Genomic DNA, 19450 nt, shown 5'->3' with positions numbered 1-19450 from the left:
AATAAATGGGTGTGTCTCTATTAATAAAGAATAATCCTAAAGGTGTATTTTAAATATATATTTAAATCGCGATTTAATTAGCCATTAATATAAAATCATTTCTTATTTTAATAGTTATTTCATGAAAATTGATTCAAATCAAAATAGAAAAAACCAGTAATGGAATAATAAACTCAGCTTTATTACGAAATATATAAATTAGCAAAAGATGTGATCTTGATTTGAATATTAAATTTAAGAATAGGCTATATTTTGCTAAATAATAAACATAGGAATGGGATTGACAATGAAAAAACTCACTGCGCTTGTATTGGCTGCTGCAACTTTAGCTCCAGCAGCTTCATTTGCTCATGAAGCTGGCGACTTTTTATTCCGTGCAGGTACGGCAACTGTAAGACCAAATGTTGGCGGGGATGATGTTAAACTAGGCGATGCTAATTTAGGTCATTTTGATGCAAATAATAATACCCAATTAGGTTTAACTTTCGGTTATATGATCACCGATAATATTGGTGTGGAATTATTAGCAGCAACTCCGTTTGAGCATAAAGTTGGCACTGGTCCAACAGGAAATATCGCAACAGTTAAACACTTGCCACCAACTCTGATGGCTCAATATTACTTCGGTGGCAAAGAAGATAAACTGCGTCCTTATTTAGGTGCAGGTCTGAACTATACTTTCTTCTTTGATGAGAAATTCAATAGTACTGGTAAAGCTGCGGGTCTGTCTGACCTAGACCTGTCAAGCTCTTGGGGCTTTGCAGCGCAAGCCGGTATGGACTACATGCTTGATGAAAACTGGATGTTAAACGCCTCTGTTTGGTGGATGAATATTGACACTGACGTTAAATTCAAAGCTGGTGAAGACCGAGTTAAAGTTGATACTCGTTTAGACCCATTTGTATTTATGTTTGGTGTGGGTTACCGCTTCTAATTTCTCAAGGACTTCAGCAAGTTTATTCTTGCTAGCTAATGGATTAGAAAGCAGTAAAGAAATCCGGGAATATATTCCCGGATTTTTCGTTTTTAGAGAAGAAAGAATATAACGAATAGAGCGTGCAATGTTAAATTACTTATATTTTATTTAACATTAATTTCACAACGCCAAAAAAGACTAATAATCAGAGTGCAAATTTAATTCTATAATTAAATATCAAGATAGATATTTAAACTAAATTAATCTGAATGACTTTACCTAACATATTTTAAATATTATCTGTGAAGTGGAATTTTGACAGAAACAATTGAATGCGTTAACGGCTATTTGAAATAAAAAAAGCCATCAAAATATGGATGGCTTTCTGACGCAATGAAGAAAATAAATTAAGGTGACTATTTTTGTGTGGCGGCTTTCATATTTGCCACAAACTCCGTTAATTTACTGAGCATCTCTTGTGGACGTTGTAGGTTATTTTCAATGATTTTTACCACAGCGGAACCTGATATTGCCCCCGCAGCCCCATTACGAATTGCCTCAGCCACTTGAGCAGGCTCTGAAATACCAAATCCTTGAAGCGCGGGCGCTGCGCCATATTGAGTTAATTTGCTCACTAAATGGGTTAATGGCATTTGCGCTCGCTGCTCTGTGCCAGTGACGCCAGCTCGAGAGAGTAAATACGTATAACCTTGGCTATGTTCTCCTATCTCTTTTAGCAGTGCGTCATCCCCATTCGGTGGGCAAATAAAGATAGGGGCGATGCCGTGGGCGATGGCTGATTCACGGAACGGCTTTGATTCACGCATTGGCACATCGGCAACTAAAACGGAATCTACGCCAGCCTGTTGGCAACGTTGGTAAAAATGGTCGATACCATTGGTGAAAACCAAGTTAGCGTATACCAGTAAGCCTATCGGCATATCGGGGTGTTTGGCACGAATACGCGCTAATAATTCAAAGCATAACGTCGGTGTGATATCGCTTTTAAAGGCACGTAAATTGGCATTTTGAATTGTCGGGCCATCCGCTAACGGGTCAGAGAAGGGGATGCCTATCTCTAAAGCATCCGCACCACCTGCAATTAACGCATCGACAATTTTTAAAGAAATCTCAGCATCAGGATCGCCTAACGTGACAAAGGGAACAAAAGCGCCTTGATTTTGTTGGTTTAAACGCTGAAAAAGTTGAGTATAACGCGTCATTAGATTTCCCCTTTGCTGGTCAAAATATCATGTACCGTAAAAATGTCTTTATCACCACGACCGGATAAATTGACAATTAACAACTGCTCTTTATTTGGATTTTGTTCTGCCATTTTGAGGGCGTAAGCCAGCGCATGAGATGACTCTAATGCAGGAATAATCCCTTCTTTGCGTGACAGCAATTTAAAGGCGTTTAGCGCTTCATCATCGGTAATCGAAACATATTCCGCACGACCAATACTGTTTAAGTGCGCATGTTGAGGCCCCACAGATGGAAAATCTAATCCCGCTGAAATGGAATAAGATTCTTCAATCTGCCCCTCAGAGGTCTGCATCATTGGGGATTTCATGCCGAAATAAATCCCAACACGACCATGTTTTAATGGGGCGCCGTGTTGCCCTGATTCAATACCGTGACCGGCAGGCTCAACCCCAATTAACCCGACGCTTTCTTCAGGAATAAATGACGCGAACATACCGATAGCATTGGAACCGCCACCAATACAGGCGATCACCGCATCCGGTAGGCGACCTTCTTTATCTAAAATTTGCTGTTTTGCTTCATCACCGATCATGCGCTGAAATTCACGCACAATGGTCGGATATGGGTGAGGACCCGCCGCCGTGCCTAATAAATAGTGTGCGGTTTCATAACTGCCAGACCAGTCTCTTAGCGCTTCGTTACAGGCATCTTTTAGGGTAGCTGAGCCGCTATGCACTGGGATCACTTCGGCGCCCATGAGCTTCATGCGGAACACGTTTGGAGATTGGCGTTCAACGTCCTTTGCACCCATGTAGATACGGCACTTCATATTTAATAAGGCGCAAGCAAGGGCGGTAGCGACACCGTGCTGACCCGCACCCGTTTCAGCAATAATTTCATTTTTACCCATACGTTTGGCGAGTAATGCTTGACCCAACACCTGGTTGGTTTTGTGCGCGCCACCGTGAAGTAAATCTTCGCGCTTTAAATAAAGCTTAGTTTTAGTACCGGCTGTCAGGTTGCGGCACAGGGTTAATGCCGTTGGACGACCTGCATAGTTTTTAAGTAGGTCATGGAATTCAGTTAGGAACGCAGGGTCATTTTGTGCGTCAATAAAGGCATCTTCTAGCTGGTTCAATGCTGGGATCAAAATTTCTGGGACATATTGCCCACCAAACTCACCGAAATAGGGATCTAATTTGCTCATTCTTTATTATCCATTTTAAGTTTATATGTTCAGTATGATTAATATGGCTTTGTGCTAAATCGCCATACGGGCTGATTTCAATGCATCAAAGACTTGGTTTAATTTTTGTTCGGATTTAATACCCGGTTCGATTTCAATGCCAGAGTTAAAATCAAGCCCATTGCAGACGAGTTCGGCCGCTTGCTGGCAGTTTTCAGGGTTAAGTCCGCCAGCCACCATCAGTTTGTAGCCGCTATTTGCGGGTATTGATGACCAATCAAAGGTTTTTCCTGTGCCACCAGCGCCGTTGTCTAATACCAGTAAATCAATTAACTCAGGGTCATAATCGGCGATCTGGCTATCAGCCATATTCAGTGCTTTCCAAATGTGGCAGTGAGCGGGCAACATTTCACGTAATTGTGCCATGTAAGTATTATCTTCATCGCCATGGAGTTGAACTGCATGTAGCGCCAATTGTTGGGCAATATGCGCTACAAAATCCGCGGATTGATTACGGAAAACGCCCACAAATTTAAGTGGTGCAGCATGAATAATTTGCCTTGCTTGTGACAGTGTCACTTTACGGGGGGATTTTTCAGCGAAAATCAGTCCACCAAAATTGGCTCCTGCGGCAAATGCAGCTTTCGCATCTTGCTCTCGGGTTAAACCACATACTTTATGTTCACCAATCAGCAGGTTACGCAGTGCTTGTGGTAAATCCGCTTGCTCCATTAGGGCGCTACCGATTAAGAAACCGTTAGCGACATCCGAAAGGCTTTGAATATGTTGATGTTGAAGAATACCCGATTCGCTGATCACCACGGTTCCTGCGGGTAAACGCGGTGCGAGTTGACGAGTACGATTTAAATCGATGGACATATCGCGCAGGTCGCGGTTGTTGATCCCAACCACTTTGGCTTTCAATACTATCGCGCGCTCCAGCTCTTCGTCGTTGCTCACCTCAGTGAGTACGCCCATATTCAGTTGGTGTGCAACATCGGCAAGGGCAAGGTATTGTTCATCATTTAATACGGACAGCATTAATAAAATGGCATCCGCCTGGTAATAGCGAGCAAGGTAAATCTGATAAGGGTCAACGATGAAGTCTTTGCACAGAACGGGTTGTTTCACGGTATTGCTGACGATGGTCAAATAATCCATTTTGCCTTGAAAATATTTTTCGTCAGTTAAAACTGAAATCGCAGAAGCATAAGGGGCATACATGCCCGCAATCACGGCAGGATCGAAATCTTCACGGATAAGCCCCTTGGATGGAGAAGCTTTTTTGCACTCTAAAATAAACACAGGGCGCTTCGCTTGTAAGGCTGAGTAGAAATTTCGTTGAGCAGGTTGCACTTCAGATTGAAAACTTGCCAGCGGTTGACGCTGTTTGCGCTCTACTAAATAGGCAAATTTATCATCCACAATCTTTTGTAATACAGTGCCTTTCATCTTAGTGCTCCCTTGCAGCTAGTGCCAGAACGCGGTCAAATGCTTTACCGCTACGAATAATATTGAGTGCGTGCTCGCTGTTTTCTTTTAAATCTTCGTAGCCATTAATGCGTAACAACATGGCGACATTTGCGGCGACAGCAGCTTCATGAGCCGCTTGACCATGACCTTGTAATAATTGTGTCAGTAGAAAACGGTTTTCATCTGGGGTACCGCCTTCCAAATCTTTCAGCTGATAAGGCGCTAAGCCAAAATCTTCAGCTGTCAGAGTATATTGCTGAACCTCACCATTTTTTAACTCGGCGACATGGGTTGGTGCATGAAGTGAAACTTCATCCATCCCTCCACTATGTACCACAGCAGCGCGGGTAAACCCAAGCATTTGCATGGTTTTTGCTACCGGTTCAACCAATGAATCTTGATAGACGCCCACTAATGCTAACGGTGGGCGAGCTGGGTTAATTAATGGGCCCAGAACATTAAATAAAGTACGGGTTTTTAATTGGCTACGCACAGGTGCGGCATGGCGGAATCCACTGTGATATTGCGGCGCAAATAAGAAACATAAGTCTAATTCGTCTAACGCATCACGGGCACTTTGAGCGCTTAAATCTAAAGCAATGCCAAAGGCGGCGAGCAGATCCGATGAACCTGAACGACTGGAAACGCTGCGGTTGCCGTGTTTCGCGACTTTGATCCCGCATTCTGCTGCCACAAAGGCGCTGGCGGTGGAAATATTAATACTGTTGGCGCCGTCTCCCCCTGTGCCGACAATATCACTAAATTGATAGTCAGGGCGTGGGAAAGGTTGAGCATTTTCTAAGCATGCCAGTGCTGCACCGGCAATTTCTTGCGGTTGTTCTCCGCGCATTTTCATGCTGATCAAGACGGCAGCAAGTTGGGGCTCAGTGAGTTCACCTTGAATAATTGCGTTAAATAAATATTGGCTCTCTTGTTGAGTTAACGCTTGCGCCTTAAATAATTTATCGTAAATGTTTTGCATGATTGGCTCTCTGTGTCCCATTAGTGCGAATGTGATGTTGTTTTGTTGGGGGAAGAAAGCGCCCATGCCACCGTATTTTCTAACAACAATTTTCCTTGGGTGGTTAAGATGGATTCGGGGTGAAACTGGAATCCACACACTCGCTGTTCATCATTGCGTACCGCCATGACCATGCCATTGGATTGTGCGCAAATAGTTAATGATTCAGGGATTTGGCTACCCACTAAAGAGTGATAGCGAGCCACTGAAATAGGGTTTTCTAAGCCGGTAAACATGGCTTGTTCATCGTGGGTCGCCATTGATGCTTTGCCGTGTAAAATTTCACCCGCAGGGGAGACTGTTCCGCCATAAGCTTCAACAATGGCTTGATGCCCCAAGCAGATGCCAATCACAGGAATGGTGCCTATTACCGACTTAAGTACTTCCGGCATACAGCCCGCGTCACTGGGTTTTCCAGGGCCTGGTGAAAGGACTAAAATCGCATCATCGAGTTGATTCAATACGGATAAAACATGTGCCGCATTAACGGTGTTGCGGTAGATCACCACGTGGTGACCACCAGCGCGTAATTGGTCGACCAAGTTGTAGGTGAAGGAGTCGACATTATCGAGTAGTAAGATATTAGCCATTAAAATAACTCCTCAACTTGGTGGGCTTGGGCAATGGCGCGGATCACTGCGCGGGCTTTATTACGAGTTTCGTCGGCTTCACCTTGTGGAGAAGAGTCGAGGACAACACCTCCGCCAGCTTGAACGGTGGCAATGCCGTTTTCGACATACGCGGAACGAATAACGATGCAAGTATCAAAGTCGCCTTTACCATTAAAGTAACCCACAGCGCCGCCGTAAGAGCCTCTGCGCTCTTTTTCACATTCTGCGATCAGTTGCATCGCTTTAACTTTCGGCGCGCCGGTTAATGTCCCCATATTCATACAGGCTTGATAAGCATGGAAAACATCTAAATCGCTGCGTAAAGTGCCAACAACATGGGAAACTAAGTGCATTACAAAAGAGTAGCGGTCAACTTTGGTCAGGTTGGCAACATAGCGGCTGCCTGCTTCACAAATTCGTGCTAAATCATTACGGGCTAAGTCCACCAGCATGATGTGTTCGGCAAGCTCTTTTTCATCGGTACGCATAGCCAGTTCAATGCGGCTATCTAAATCTAAGTCGATATTTCCTTGCGCATTGCGACCACGAGGGCGGGTACCTGCAATTGGGTAGATTTCCACCACGCGAGTTTGTTTGCTGTATTTCAAGGCGCTCTCTGGTGAAGCACCGAACAGGGTGAAATCGTTGTCTTGCATATAGAACATGTACGGGCTTGGGTTTTGCGCTTTAAGTTTTTGATAGGCAATCAGCGGCTGCGCACATGGCATACTGAATTTGCGTGATGGGACGACTTGGAAAATATCACCGCGGTAGATGGCTTCTTTTAATGTATTGACTACACGCCCATATTCTTCATCGTTTTTATTGATAGTGACGCTGAAGTTGTCTTGTTCACCCAGAGGTAATGCGGGTAAGTAAGGGCGGCACGCAACGATAATGTCGCTGTGGCGTTGTTTTACTTGTTCGACGATGTGGGTATCGGCTGTAAATAACAGGCTTTTTAAGCGCGCGGCTTGGTTTTGATGGTCTATCACTAAATAGTGTTCAGCGACGAAAAAGCAGAAATCAGGGCATTGGTTTGTGGCTGCGACTTCTGGTAATGCTTCAAAATTTGCCACTAAGTCATAGGCAAATAATCCGCCCATAAACAGGATTTCTGGTCTCGGGAAGTGGGCTTGAGCCAGTGCAGGCAATGCGCGTAATACATCCAAACATGATGCGCTTTTTAAACGGCTATCTTCATCTAATTGGCTTTCGGGTTGAGCAAAGTTGACGGTCAGATGATTTGTGGTTAAATCGCGAGAAATCGCTTTTTCGGCTAATTGCGCATGAATTAAAGGTAATAGGGCTTGGCCATTTTCAGTTAAGGCTTCAATTTCAACCCGTTGACCAAATGCACGGATGCGTAATGCGCTATCGATGATTAATAGGCTTTGTAAATTGGCTTTGTTGTTGACTTCAGCCGACTCTAACAGCATGGTAGCGGCTTTATTCTGGCACAGGTGATTAAATAACAACGTAGGATCAGGTTGATAGTTAATTGGGCTATCCAGATGATTAAAATGTGCTAATGTGGTGTTTTGTTTGTTCATTTTGCTGCCTTAAGCTAATTTTAGACGTAAAAAAACCCGCTGGTTGAGGGCGGGTTCGGCACTGAGGCATTAACAATTTATGCGCGTGCGGCTTCCGCCCAATTTGGGAAGTCGCGCCACCAACGATTTGATAAATTGAAAACAGTCATACATGCCTCACTGGATAAACAAATTAAGTTTTAAATGCTTTTGAATACTAATTCTTTTGAATACTAATAGCTTTTGAATACAGTGCAATCTTGTGTACTAGTAAACTGGATCGCGCGATTGATGTCAATAGCTGTTTGTATTTATTTTTAATTTTCGTTAAGTCGAAAAGGGAGAAGGTAACAATATGTCGCAAGATTCGACGCCAATAATGACTCGCTATGACTTACATAGCCATACGAATGCATCAGATGGAGAGCTACCTCCCGCTGAGTTAGTCGAACGTGCGATAGCAATGGGTGTGAATATTTTATCAATCACGGATCATGATACTTGTGATGGTTTAATCGCCGCCAAAGCGTATCTTGCTGATAATTCAAGCCCATTAACATTAGTTAACGGGGTTGAAATTTCTACCCTGTGGGAAAATATTGAAATTCATATTGTTGGGTTGAATTTTTCACCGAGCCATCCTGCGATGGAAGCATTACTCTCGCAACAATCACAACGTCGCCTAGAACGCGGAATTGAGATAGGTCGTCGCTTGCAAAAGGCGGGAATTGACGATGCGTGGGAAAATGCCCAAGCGATTTCAGGTGGTGGACAGGTCACACGTGCGCATTTTGCGCAGTATATTGTCAAAATTGGCAAAGAGAAAACCATCAATAATGTGTTTAAGCGCTATCTGGCGAAAGGAAAAACCGGCTATGTGCCTGCTCAGTGGTGCAGCATTCAAGAAGCCGTGGATGCCATTCATCAATCTGGCGGTGTCGCGGTTCTGGCGCATCCATCAAAATATCAATTATCGAATAAATGGTTAAGACGCCTGATCGATCACTTTAAAGCCTGCCAAGGGGATGCGATGGAAATTTCTCATTGCCAGCAACCGGCGAATGAGAAGCGATTTTTAGGGGAATTGGCGCAAGAGGCTAACTTGAAAACCTCTGTTGGATCAGACTTCCATCGTCCTTGTTCGTGGATTGAGTTAGGGCGGAATTTATGGCTCCCTGATGATGAGCAAGCCGTTTGGACCCTCTGGGATAAAGTGAATGAGGGATAAAGTGAATTGACGGGCAGCTAAAATCCTCTAGTTTGTAAGAATATTACCTAATTCGTTGATGGATCACGGTTTGGGTGTAAAATAGTCTGTATATGAATTATTTTGTTGAGTCACAATATTATTTGATAAGGGTAATATTGTGACTGTTGTGTCTTATAAGAGTCGTTTTGTTTTGTAGGAAATAGATAGATAGTGCCATTTTTAGGTCGTTCACCGGATGATGCTGTCGATACTCAACTATAGAGGTCACTATGAGCCAGTTTTTTTATATCCATCCGGACAACCCTCAGGCAAGGCTGATAAGCCAAAGCGTTGAGATCCTGAATAAAGGCGGTGTTGTCGTCTACCCAACAGATTCAGGTTATGCCATTGGTTGTCGTTTAGAAGATAAAAATGCCCTAGAACGTATTTGCCGTATCCGAAAATTGGATGCGAACCATAACTTTACCTTGATGTGCCGTGATCTATCCGAAATCTCTAATTATGCCCATGTGGATAACACCGTATTTCGTTTAATCAAAAACAATACACCGGGTAATTACACCTTTATTTTAAAAGCTACCAAAGAAGTGCCTCGTCGTTTGATGAATGAAAAGCGTAAAACCATTGGGTTACGCGTACCATCAAACCCTATTGCCCGCGACCTGTTAGAAGCGGTGGGTGAGCCATTAATGTCCACTAGCTTGATTTTACCGGGAGATGATTTTACCCAATCTGATCCAGAAGAGATCCGTGACTTACTAGATAAACAAGTGGATTTAGTGATCCACGGTGGTTACATCGGGCAAAAACCAACCACAGTCATTGATTTTACCGACGACACACCAGTTGTCGCCCGTGTCGGAACTGGCGACCCAACCCCATTTGAATAAGCCAGTCTTCCTTGAAGGTGCATTCTTTCAGGAAAGACGATTAGTCATAGGGGATCACAATAAACCTGTGTATAATGCGCAGGTTTTCAAATTCATCACTTTTTGCCGGTGACGCAAGACTTGTTAATTGAGTGAGGCGTGTTTTAATCGTGCAAAAAGCTATTTGACGCCTGTGAAGGCGACAGTTGAGGATCTCATGAGTTCTAAACCGCAACAAACTGAAAAGTTACAAAAAATTCTTGCCCGTTCAGGGCATGGCTCCCGCCGAGAAATCGAAGGCCTATTGAAAGAAGGCCGCATTAGTGTTGATGGCAAAATGGCAACATTGGGTGACCGTGTTGAAGTCAAAGCCTCCACAAAAATTCGTCTTGATGGTCGTATCTTAGCGATAAAAGAGCCAGAAAAAGAAATTTGCCGCGTGATGGCATACTACAAACCGGAAGGGGAATTGTGCACGCGCCATGATCCTGAAGGTCGCCCAACGGTATTTAACCGTTTACCAAAACTGACTGGGGCTCGTTGGATTGCTGTAGGGCGTCTAGATGTGAACACCAGTGGTTTATTGTTATTTACAACCGATGGTGAATTAGCTAACCGCTTAATGCACCCAAGCCGTGAAGTGGAACGCGAATACGCAGTACGTGTATTTGGTGAAATCACGGATGCAAAAATTCGTCAGTTAACCACTGGCGTACAATTAGAAGATGGTCCGGCATCCTTTAAAACTGTGTCGTATCGCGGTGGTGAAGGGATGAACCAATGGTATAACGTCACCTTAACTGAAGGTCGTAACCGTGAAGTTCGTCGTCTATGGGAATCTGTTGGTGTGCAAGTGAGCCGCCTGATCCGTGTTCGGTACGGAGATATTGATTTACCGAAAGGTTTACCGCGTGGTGGTTGGACTGAATTAGGTTTAGAGCAAACTAACTATTTAAGAGAGTTAGTTGAACTGGATGTTGAAACAGAAAGTAAAGTGTCTGTTGAGCGTGATCAGCGCCGCATCAAAGCTAACCAAATTCGCCGTGCTGTGAAACGTCACACTCAAGTGGCATCTCGTCCAGCTGCGAAGCGCCAAACTTCACGCCCAACGGCTAAACGTCGTACTCGAATCTAATCGTATAACGTTATTCGAATGGTTAAAAATAAAGGTTATGGTATTTGCCATAGCCTTTTTTATTTTTGTTTCAGTTAAATAGAATAGCGAAATAATCTGCTACTCTTTTTGAACACTTCAATTATTAATTCATTCAATTTTCATTTATCTAGCAATTGGTTTGTTATCGAAAAATTGACTTAAAATCAAATAATCATTTCCAATAATATAAATAAACTATCCTAATCTTAAATTATTATTTATTGGTTATCTTTTTTTGACTAGAAAACGATAAAGTAAAAACAGGCTGGGTTATTCCACTTATTACTTTTACTTCTTTGTTATTTTGATATTTAAAACTTAAAATACGCCAATCAAGAGTTTATAAGGTATCTGTCACATTATGAGGCTTTTATATTGTACAACTCATCCATCTAATCTATTTTTATCATAATGAAACAATAAAAGGTTTTAATGTTTATGTTATGTGCAAAGTCGGCGAAATATGCAGCACTATTGAGTTTTGGCATAACAAGTTGTGATGTTTATCAACCACATACTTCAGAGAGTGGGCGCTTCTTTTTTAGTAATGACTCGTCGGAAAATTATTCTTTTTTTATTGATAATAAACTGATGGTGATCCCGAAAGTATCAGTGGGTAGCCTACATTTAAAACAAGGCTTGCATTCCATGACAACCGAAGAAGGTCAGCACATTTATTTTATGGTTTACCCTGGTAATAAAGGGGGGATATTAAATCCCCAAAAGCATCTTTATTATTCTTATAGCTTTGTATACGGTAATAATGGAATTCCTTCTATTCATAATAAAACCATACAGGAATTAACTGTTGGTGATTATCGAGTAAAAGGGAGAATTGAGAGTAGTGATGATTTCATTATTGATAATAACGTATTCAACTGTGATTACCCGATCGGAACACGGATCCCTGATGAATTAAATTCGCTAACGACAGTAAGTAAAATAAAAACAAAGTGTTTCTCTTATTCAGAATTAATTACGGCGATTTCTTCGGATGATAAGCAAATGACGCAACTGGTTGTGCGTCAAAATGAACCCGTACAAAACAATACGGTGAGTTTAACATTTGACTATTTTGTCACACTCCCTGTTTTTGAAGATCAGCAAATCCAGCAGTACGCGATGAAAGTGAACACACTGATTCAAGATTACCGAGCATCCTCTGATCCAGAAAAAAAACAGAACTTTTATAATCAGTACCATGTAGCCGTATTGAATATGGCGGAGCTCTATAGCCAATGGGAAACTGGGGATAATTGTCTTGAAGAGCGACAAAAATATTTGCAATTCTTGTCGCAAACTACCGCTATTTTTAGTGCTGGGGTTTTAAAACTGGATGTGGCACCGAAATAGCCTGTGGCAGCTAACGAGTATGTTGCCAAAGGCTACCAATCAATCCCTTTTTGCGCTTTGATCCCCGCATCAAAGGCATGTTTAACAGGGCGCATTTCTGTCACCGTATCGGCAAAATCCAATAGATCACGGTGGCACCCTCTACCCGTAATAATGACGGATTGATTTTCAGGGCGGCAACTTAATGCATTCATTACTTCAGCAAGAGGAAGATAATGGTAACTGACCATGTAGGTTAGCTCGTCTAGGATCACCAAGTCATATTGAGGGTCTTGCAATAATTCCACTGCATGCTGCCAAGTTTCAAGGCAAGCTTGTGTGTCAGTCTGCTTGTTTTGCGTTTCCCAAGTAAACCCTGTGGACATTACATAAAAGGGGACGCCGTGAGGCTCTAAAAGATTGCGTTCGCCATTGTCCCAACCACCTTTAATAAACTGGACAACCGCCACTTTTTTGCCATGACCGACAGCGCGACAAGCGGTGCCAAATGCTGCCGTCGTTTTTCCTTTTCCATTGCCAGTGAAGACAATCAGGATCCCGCGCTCCAGCTGGGCGGCTTCAATTCGCTCATCCACTTTTTGCTTTAAACGTTGTTGGCGTTCTTCGTGTCGGTCTTGGCTCATGGTTTGCTCCGTTACAGTCGATTTTAAGCTTTAATCGGTTTTAAATTGGGCTGAGCGTCCACGCTGGTTCCTGTTTGCTCGGCGCTATCATCACCCATTAAGTATAGATAAGTCGGCATAATATCGGCAGGTGTTTTTAAGGTCATTGGATCTTCACCGGGGGCAGCGCCTGCACGCATAGCGGTACGAGTGCGTCCTGGGTTAATACAGTTAATACGTAATCCAGTGCCTTGATACTCATCGGCTAAGACTTGCATTAAGCCTTCGGTGGCAAATTTAGAGACGGCATAAACGCCCCAATTAGCGCGCCCTTGTTTACCGACACTTGAACTGGTGAAAATCAACGATGCGCGAGGAGCCTTTTCTAGTAAAGGAAGTAATGTTTGTGTGAGCATAAAGCCCGCATTGACGTTAACTTGCATAACGTCATGCCAGAGTTGGGTGGGTTGCTTGCTGATAGGCGCGATATTTCCTAGCAAGCCAGCGCTATGTAATACACCATCTAAATAAGGGTGTTGTTTTGCAATATCGTCAGCGATAACTTGGCAGGTTTCCTCTGTCGCAGTCAGTAAATCAATTACATAGGTTTCTACGGATGCGTGGGTAGAGTCAATAATTTGCTGTTTCACCGCGTCTAATTTTTGCGGGTTACGGCCTAATAAAATGACAGCGGCGCCAAAGCGTGCATACGTTAACGCTGCTTCTTGACCAATCCCGTCGGTAGCGCCAGTAATTAAGATAGTTTTACCCTTTAAAAGATCTTGTCTAGGCTGATAATGAAGCATAATTTTTCCTATCGTCATGAGTCGCGTTGAAGGTTATCATCGCGTAGATTGCACGGGAGGGCAATTTACCACATTTGTTTCATGTCTGTGGTTATTGATAACAGTTTTTTTACTGGTTGTTTATGAACAATCATGCGATCATTTTTTTATTAGCGTTAAATATTAGAAGGATCAACTTGTGGAGTATTTCTCTTTGTACGGACTGTTTTTAGCAAAAGTGGTCACCATTGTAGTCGCCATTGCTGTGATTGCAGTATTTGTATTTGGCGTAGGTATGAGACGTCAAGGAAGTAAAGGCGCGTTAAAAATTACTGACCTAGGTGAAAGTTACCGTGAGCGCCAACGTCAAATGCAGCAGATCAAAATGAATGATTCTGAGCAAAAAGCGTGGTCAAAGGCATTTAAAAAGCAGGAAAAAGCCAAGTCTAAAAATGAAAAAACAGGGGCAAAAATGGGGCAAACTGCCGTTAAAAAGCCTTGCTTATATGTATTAGACTTTAAAGGTAGCATGGATGCTCGTGAAGTTAGCTCTTTACGCGAAGAAATCAGTGCAATTCTGGCAGTTGCTGATCAACAAGATGAAGTTTTACTACGTTTAGAAAGCCCAGGTGGTTTAGTCCATGGCTATGGCTTAGCAGCTTCTCAGTTAATGCGATTGAAAGAGAAAAACATTCCGCTAACGATTGCAGTTGATAAAGTTGCGGCAAGTGGCGGTTATATGATGGCGTGTATCGCGAATAAAATCGTTGCGGCACCGTTTTCTATTATAGGCTCTATTGGTGTTGTGGCTCAGGTTCCGAATATTCATCGCTTATTGAAAAAGCACGATGTGGATGTGGAATTGCACACCGCAGGGGAATATAAACGTACTCTGACGATGCTTGGCGAAAATACAGAGCAGGGGCGTAAGAAATTTGTTGAAGACTTGAATTCAACTCACGAACTGTTTAAAGATTTTGTTCATCAAAATCGCCCATCTCTTGATATTGCAGCGGTGGCAACAGGCGAATATTGGTATGGAACGCAAGCGCTAGAGAAAGGGCTAGTTGACCAAATTGGTGTTAGTGATGATTTGATCATCAACGCAATCGAAACCAAAGAAATTATCAGCATCCGTTTTGTGATGAGCAAGAAAATGGTAGAGCGCTTTACCAGTAGTGCGGCAGAGAGTGCGGATAAGCTATTATTACGCTGGTGGCAGCGTGGGCAAAAGCCGCTTTTATAAAAAAGCCAATAATGTTCATTGAATATTCATGACACAATATTTATGTTGAACTACCCTTAAAAATACCGGCTACGAAAGCCGGTATTTTTTTATAACTATTCTGATTCTTGCAGTCGGTACTTATCAGAAAATAGGTGTGCCAAATGCTTATACATATTAAAAGCAGCTGGACTTTTTAGGGATGGGATCCCGTTTTCATCAAGGAAGAATTCGCCTTTGAAAACTAAAACATCGCGATGTTGCTCGACATTATCCACGAACATGCCATCAAGGTACTCATCGTGGTTTTTGATGATTTCGTTGGCTTTTTCAAGCAGTTCTTGCTTTGAAATAGTTTGAATCTCATTGTTCATAGAATGCCTCTCTTGAAAAAATAATTGGTTGCTTCTAGCATTTTATCAGGTACAGTGTGTGTTTTTCAATGCGGCTAAACTGCATTATGTGGTTAAAATCAGTCAACTAGAGCAATTTGTATGCTTTACAAAATAATGTGGCTGGTGGATAAAATTCGTTTCGTTACAAATTATTGTGCGAAAAAATATTGATATATTGTGATTGTGTCGCAATATAAAAAAGAGATTCTCATTTTGCGCATTTGAATAGAAAAATGCGCCTTCGTTGATAGTAGGTAAAGGTAAATATGGGTAAAGCTCTTGTTATAGTGGAGTCCCCGGCAAAAGCCAAAACGATCAATAAGTATCTTGGCAGTGGCTACGTTGTAAAAAGCAGCGTTGGCCACATTCGTGATCTGCCGAAAAGCGGCTCTGGTTCACAATCCGGCTCACCAAAGAGTACAGGCTCATCTACCGATAAAGCAAAGACCGACAAAACAAAGAAAGTTAAAAAGGATCCGCAAGAAGCGTTAGTTAAACGCATGGGGATCGACCCTTATCATGGTTGGAAGGCGAATTATCAAATTCTGCCGGGTAAGGAAAAAGTGGTTTCTGAATTAAAAGCGTTAGCCGAAGATGCTGACCACGTCTACCTCGCGACGGACCTTGACCGCGAAGGGGAAGCGATTGCGTGGCATTTACGCGAAGTGATCGGTGGTGATGATTCTCGTTTTAGCCGAGTGGTGTTTAACGAAATCACTAAAAATGCAATTACTCAAGCATTTGAAAGCCCGGGCGAATTGAATATCGACCGTGTTAATGCTCAGCAAGCTCGTCGCTTTATGGACCGTGTTGTTGGGTATATGGTCTCTCCATTATTATGGAAAAAAGTGGCGCGCGGATTATCTGCTGGACGCGTACAGTCCGTAGCAGTAAGACTTATTGTTGAGCGTGAACGTGAAATTAAAGCGTTTGTTCCTGAAGAATATTGGGAGCTCCATGCGGATTTAGCGGATAAAAACGCCGTTAACTTACGTTTAGAAGTGACTTCCCAAGCGGGGAAAGCCTTTAAACCTGTTAATAAAGTCCAAACGGAAGCTGCGGTTAAATTACTGGAAAAAGCACGTTATCAAGTCATTGATCGTGAAGATAAACCAACGTCCAGTAAACCAAGCGCACCGTTTATCACGTCGACACTCCAACAAGCGGCGAGTACTCGCTTAAGCTTTGGTGTGAAGAAAACCATGATGATGGCTCAGCGCTTATATGAAGCAGGTTACATCACTTATATGCGTACGGACTCAACGAACTTGAGCCAAGATGCGGTGAACATGGTACGTGGTTATATTTCCGATAACTTTGGCGCACAGTATCTACCAAAAGACGCCAACGTTTATACCAGTAAAGATAACTCTCAAGAAGCGCACGAAGCTATTCGCCCATCCAGTGTTGATGTATTACCAGATTCACTGAAAGACATGGAAAACGACGCTAAGCGCCTCTACCAGTTAATTTGGAATCAATTTGTTGCGTGTCAAATGACCCCAGCAAAATACGACTCCACCACATTAACGGTGAAAGCGGGAGATTTCGAATTAAAAGCCAAAGGCCGTACGTTACGTTTTGATGGTTGGACAAGAGTCATGCCAGCACTGCGTAAAAATGATGAAGATAAAACATTACCTGCGATTCAAGTAGGTGCTGAATTATCACTGCTGGAATTACTGCCAAGCCAGCACTTTACTAAGCCACCAGCGCGCTTTAGTGAAGCTTCTTTGGTTAAAGAATTAGAAAAACGTGGCATTGGCCGCCCATCAACGTATGCGGCAATCATTTCAACGATCCAAGATCGTGGCTACGTAAAAGTGGAAAATCGCCGCTTCTATGCGGAAAAAATGGGTGAAATCGTTACAGACCGTTTAGAAGAAAACTTTAACGACCTGATGAACTACGACTTCACCGCTCGCATGGAAAACCAGCTGGACCACGTTGCGAATCATGAAGCAGAGTGGAAAGCGGTGTTGGATGAATTTTTCTCTGACTTCAGCAAGCAGCTTGATGTCGCAGAAAAAGATCCGGAAGAAGGCGGCATGCGTACCAACCCAATGGTGATCACCTCGATTATCTGTCCTGACTGTGAACGTCATATGGGAATTCGTACCGCATCCACAGGGGTATTCTTAGGCTGCTCTGGCTATGCATTACCACCAAAAGAGCGCTGCAAGAAAACCATCAATCTGATCCCTGAAGATGAAGTATTAAACATCCTCGAAGGTGACGATGCAGAAACTAACGCCTTAAGAGCAAAACGTCGTTGTCCAAAATGTGGCACTGCGATGGACAGCTACCTGATTGATAATGGTCGTAAATTGCATGTATGTGGTAACAACCCAGCATGTGAAGGCTATGAAATCGAAGAAGGCGAGTTCCGTATCAAAGGTTACGATGGTCCGGTGATTGAGTGTGATAAATGTGGTTCTGAAATGCACCTGAAAATGGGACGTTTTGGGAAATACATGGGGTGCACCAACGAAGAGTGTAAAAATACCCGCAAGATCTTAAAAAGTGGTGAAATTGCACCACCGAAAGAAGACCCAGTACCGTTACCAGAATTACCGTGTGAAAAGTCGGATGCCTATTTTGTTTTACGTGATGGTGCTGCTGGCGTATTCCTTGCCGCAAACACCTTCCCGAAATCAAGGGAAACACGTGCGCCATTAGTGGCAGAGCTGCAACGATTTAAAGACAGATTACCGGAAAAATTAGCGTACTTAGCGGAAGCACCAGCACAAGACGAAGAAGGTAACCCAACAGTAGTTCGCTTTAGCCGCAAGACAAAACAGCAATATGTTTCGTCCGAGAAAGATGGCAAGGCGACGGGATGGAGTGCTTTTTATGTTGATGGTGTTTGGAAAGCCAAAGAATAGTTTTTTGTTCTTCATACTTTGCACCGTAGCGGCGTTGGCAGCACTCGCTAACCCTAGTCACATACTTGTGTATGCTCCTAGGGATTAGTTCGATTGCCGCCTTGCTACAGCACAAATTATTTTGAATAAATTTATTGATTATATTCAGGATGACTCTGGTGCTAACCGCCGCCTTGTTCTAACGCGAATTATTTAGAATAACAGCTTTGGAGTTATTCAAAGCCAAAGCCGCAATCATTATAGAAGAGCCCTCAGGGCTCTTTTTTGTTCATAATTCGATAGCTCTCACATAACAAAAGCAGCAATCGCCCATTTTCATTCATTTATTATGCTAACGTTTAGCTTAAGGATAATAATCACAGTGAATGACTGGAGGCAGTATGAAGTTCAAATTATGTTTATTAGCGGCACTATTCACAACTAGCGCAGCGTATGCGGCACAAACCACGGTAGAGCTGAAAGAAGCAACCGCCAAAGGTGAGGGCAAAGCCATTGGCGAAGTGGTGATTTCTGAAACTGAATACGGATTACTCTTCACACCTAAACTCTCTGGGCTGCAAGCGGGTGGCGTGCATGGTTTCCATGTACATGAGAACCCAAGTTGCGAACCGGGTGAAAAAGACGGTAAAACCGTACCAGCATTAAAAGCGGGCGGACATTTAGATCCAGCCAAAACAGGGGTTCACAAAGGACCTTATGACAAAACAGGCCACCTCGGAGATTTACCGGGTTTAGTGGTTGATAGCCAAGGTAATGCCACCTACAGCGTGCTAGCGCCAAAATTAAAATCCTTGAAAGATGTCCAAAACCGCGCGCTGATGGTGCATGCGGGTGGGGATAATTATTCAGACCATCCAGAGGTTCTTGGCGGTGGGGGGGCTAGAATGGCCTGCGGCATCATTCCTTCGTCATAATTCGCACTGTAGCTGTGTTGGCTACACTCGCTAACCCTAGTCACATACTCGTGTATGCTCCTAGGGATTAGCTCATTTGCCGCCTTGCTACAGCACGAATTATTTAGAAGG

Annotated in this window: 15 protein-coding genes, 1 pseudogene and 1 other annotated feature; of the genes and pseudogenes, 8 read left to right on the top strand and 8 right to left on the bottom strand. The window is 43.1% G+C overall.

The genetic code is table 11. The features are described from left to right. Positions 1 to 286: 286 nt before the first annotated feature. The gene (gene ompW, locus PR799_RS07520; protein ID WP_272521625.1) at positions 287 to 934 is read left to right on the top strand and encodes an outer membrane protein OmpW; all 648 of its coding nucleotides are present in this window, start codon (positions 287 to 289) and stop codon (positions 932 to 934) included. 398 nt (positions 935 to 1332) lie between these two features. On the opposite strand, the gene trpA is transcribed toward ompW, so the two are convergent. The 5 genes and pseudogenes from trpA to PR799_RS07495 form a co-directional block, all read right to left on the bottom strand. Beyond that, positions 1333 to 2139 (bottom strand): tryptophan synthase subunit alpha, encoded by an 807-nt coding sequence (gene trpA, locus PR799_RS07515; protein ID WP_154626984.1) that lies wholly within the window; start codon positions 2137 to 2139, stop codon positions 1333 to 1335. Next, entirely contained in the window at positions 2139 to 3329 is a 1191-nt protein-coding gene (gene trpB, locus PR799_RS07510; RefSeq protein WP_154603735.1) for a tryptophan synthase subunit beta, read from the bottom strand. Before trpB ends, trpA begins: the two co-directional genes overlap by 1 nt. A gap of 54 nt (positions 3330 to 3383) precedes the next feature. Next, positions 3384 to 4760 (bottom strand): bifunctional indole-3-glycerol-phosphate synthase TrpC/phosphoribosylanthranilate isomerase TrpF, encoded by a 1377-nt coding sequence (gene trpCF / locus PR799_RS07505; protein ID WP_272521624.1) that lies wholly within the window; start codon positions 4758 to 4760, stop codon positions 3384 to 3386. Position 4761: 1 nt separating this feature from the next. Then, a pseudogene (gene trpD, locus PR799_RS07500) lies at positions 4762 to 6392 on the bottom strand (bifunctional anthranilate synthase glutamate amidotransferase component TrpG/anthranilate phosphoribosyltransferase TrpD). Beyond that, the gene (locus PR799_RS07495) at positions 6392 to 7966 is read right to left on the bottom strand and encodes an anthranilate synthase component 1 (RefSeq protein WP_154626978.1); all 1575 of its coding nucleotides are present in this window, start codon (positions 7964 to 7966) and stop codon (positions 6392 to 6394) included. The pseudogene trpD and the gene PR799_RS07495 overlap by 1 nt, the downstream one beginning before the upstream one ends. 26 nt (positions 7967 to 7992) lie before the next feature. Beyond that, positions 7993 to 8094, bottom strand: a sequence feature (Trp leader region). 206 nt (positions 8095 to 8300) lie between these two features. On the opposite strand from PR799_RS07495, the gene rnm reads away from it, so the two are divergent. From rnm to PR799_RS07475, 4 genes are all read left to right on the top strand, one after another. Continuing rightward, positions 8301 to 9173, top strand: a complete 873-nt coding sequence (rnm, locus tag PR799_RS07490; protein WP_272521623.1) for an RNase RNM — start codon at positions 8301 to 8303, stop codon at positions 9171 to 9173. 251 nt (positions 9174 to 9424) lie between these two features. Continuing rightward, positions 9425 to 10045 carry an L-threonylcarbamoyladenylate synthase gene (locus tag PR799_RS07485; protein WP_036956539.1) on the top strand — a complete coding sequence of 207 codons (621 nt, stop codon included), beginning with the start codon at positions 9425 to 9427 and terminating at the stop codon, positions 10043 to 10045. A gap of 196 nt (positions 10046 to 10241) precedes the next feature. After that, the gene (rluB, locus tag PR799_RS07480; protein WP_272521622.1) at positions 10242 to 11159 is read left to right on the top strand and encodes a 23S rRNA pseudouridine(2605) synthase RluB; all 918 of its coding nucleotides are present in this window, start codon (positions 10242 to 10244) and stop codon (positions 11157 to 11159) included. Between the two features lie 453 nt (positions 11160 to 11612). Then, positions 11613 to 12533: a hypothetical protein gene (locus PR799_RS07475; protein WP_272521621.1), complete on the top strand. Its 921-nt coding sequence runs from the start codon at positions 11613 to 11615 to the stop codon at positions 12531 to 12533. Between the two features lie 32 nt (positions 12534 to 12565). On the opposite strand, the gene cobO is transcribed toward PR799_RS07475, so the two are convergent. Then, entirely contained in the window at positions 12566 to 13156 is a 591-nt protein-coding gene (gene cobO, locus PR799_RS07470; RefSeq protein ID WP_154603742.1) for a cob(I)yrinic acid a,c-diamide adenosyltransferase, read from the bottom strand. Positions 13157 to 13179: 23 nt separating this feature from the next. Further along, on the bottom strand, positions 13180 to 13941 hold the full coding sequence (locus PR799_RS07465; protein WP_272521620.1) for a YciK family oxidoreductase: 762 nt from the start codon (positions 13939 to 13941) through the stop codon (positions 13180 to 13182). A 178-nt stretch (positions 13942 to 14119) separates the two neighbouring features. On the opposite strand from PR799_RS07465, the gene sohB reads away from it, so the two are divergent. After that, positions 14120 to 15166, top strand: a complete 1047-nt coding sequence (gene sohB, locus PR799_RS07460; protein ID WP_272521619.1) for a protease SohB — start codon at positions 14120 to 14122, stop codon at positions 15164 to 15166. 95 nt (positions 15167 to 15261) lie between these two features. On the opposite strand, the gene PR799_RS07455 is transcribed toward sohB, so the two are convergent. Then, positions 15262 to 15519 carry a DUF2498 family protein gene (locus tag PR799_RS07455; protein WP_154603744.1) on the bottom strand — a complete coding sequence of 86 codons (258 nt, stop codon included), beginning with the start codon at positions 15517 to 15519 and terminating at the stop codon, positions 15262 to 15264. A 287-nt stretch (positions 15520 to 15806) separates the two neighbouring features. On the opposite strand from PR799_RS07455, the gene topA reads away from it, so the two are divergent. Together topA and sodC are read left to right on the top strand one after the other, a co-directional pair. Continuing rightward, positions 15807 to 18425: a type I DNA topoisomerase gene (gene topA, locus PR799_RS07450; protein ID WP_154626971.1), complete on the top strand. Its 2619-nt coding sequence runs from the start codon at positions 15807 to 15809 to the stop codon at positions 18423 to 18425. Positions 18426 to 18805: 380 nt separating this feature from the next. Then, a complete protein-coding gene (gene sodC / locus PR799_RS07445) occupies positions 18806 to 19339 on the top strand; it encodes a superoxide dismutase family protein (protein WP_154603746.1) in 534 nt (177 codons plus the stop codon). Positions 19340 to 19450 lie beyond the last annotated feature (111 nt).

This window comes from Providencia sp. PROV202 (genome assembly GCF_028479565.1).
GTDB classification, from domain to species: Bacteria; Pseudomonadota; Gammaproteobacteria; order Enterobacterales; family Enterobacteriaceae; genus Providencia; species Providencia zhijiangensis.
The sequence above is the reverse complement of the archived record's forward strand: the minus strand, read 5'-3'. Positions and strand labels throughout refer to the sequence as shown.

What these genes read in the sequence shown, in the direction of transcription:
- ompW (WP_272521625.1), top strand. Translation starts at nt 287, where the DNA reads ATGAAAAAACTCACTGCGCTTGTATTGGCTGCTGCAACTTTAGCTCCA.
- trpA (WP_154626984.1), bottom strand. Translation starts at nt 2,139, where the DNA reads ATGACGCGTTATACTCAACTTTTTCAGCGTTTAAACCAACAAAATCAA.
- trpB (WP_154603735.1), bottom strand. Translation starts at nt 3,329, where the DNA reads ATGAGCAAATTAGATCCCTATTTCGGTGAGTTTGGTGGGCAATATGTC.
- trpCF (WP_272521624.1), bottom strand. Translation starts at nt 4,760, where the DNA reads ATGAAAGGCACTGTATTACAAAAGATTGTGGATGATAAATTTGCCTAT.
- PR799_RS07495 (WP_154626978.1), bottom strand. Translation starts at nt 7,966, where the DNA reads ATGAACAAACAAAACACCACATTAGCACATTTTAATCATCTGGATAGC.
- rnm (WP_272521623.1), top strand. Translation starts at nt 8,301, where the DNA reads ATGTCGCAAGATTCGACGCCAATAATGACTCGCTATGACTTACATAGC.
- PR799_RS07485 (WP_036956539.1), top strand. Translation starts at nt 9,425, where the DNA reads ATGAGCCAGTTTTTTTATATCCATCCGGACAACCCTCAGGCAAGGCTG.
- rluB (WP_272521622.1), top strand. Translation starts at nt 10,242, where the DNA reads ATGAGTTCTAAACCGCAACAAACTGAAAAGTTACAAAAAATTCTTGCC.
- PR799_RS07475 (WP_272521621.1), top strand. Translation starts at nt 11,613, where the DNA reads ATGTTTATGTTATGTGCAAAGTCGGCGAAATATGCAGCACTATTGAGT.
- cobO (WP_154603742.1), bottom strand. Translation starts at nt 13,156, where the DNA reads ATGAGCCAAGACCGACACGAAGAACGCCAACAACGTTTAAAGCAAAAA.
- PR799_RS07465 (WP_272521620.1), bottom strand. Translation starts at nt 13,941, where the DNA reads ATGCTTCATTATCAGCCTAGACAAGATCTTTTAAAGGGTAAAACTATC.
- PR799_RS07455 (WP_154603744.1), bottom strand. Translation starts at nt 15,519, where the DNA reads ATGAACAATGAGATTCAAACTATTTCAAAGCAAGAACTGCTTGAAAAA.
- topA (WP_154626971.1), top strand. Translation starts at nt 15,807, where the DNA reads ATGGGTAAAGCTCTTGTTATAGTGGAGTCCCCGGCAAAAGCCAAAACG.
- sodC (WP_154603746.1), top strand. Translation starts at nt 18,806, where the DNA reads ATGAAGTTCAAATTATGTTTATTAGCGGCACTATTCACAACTAGCGCA.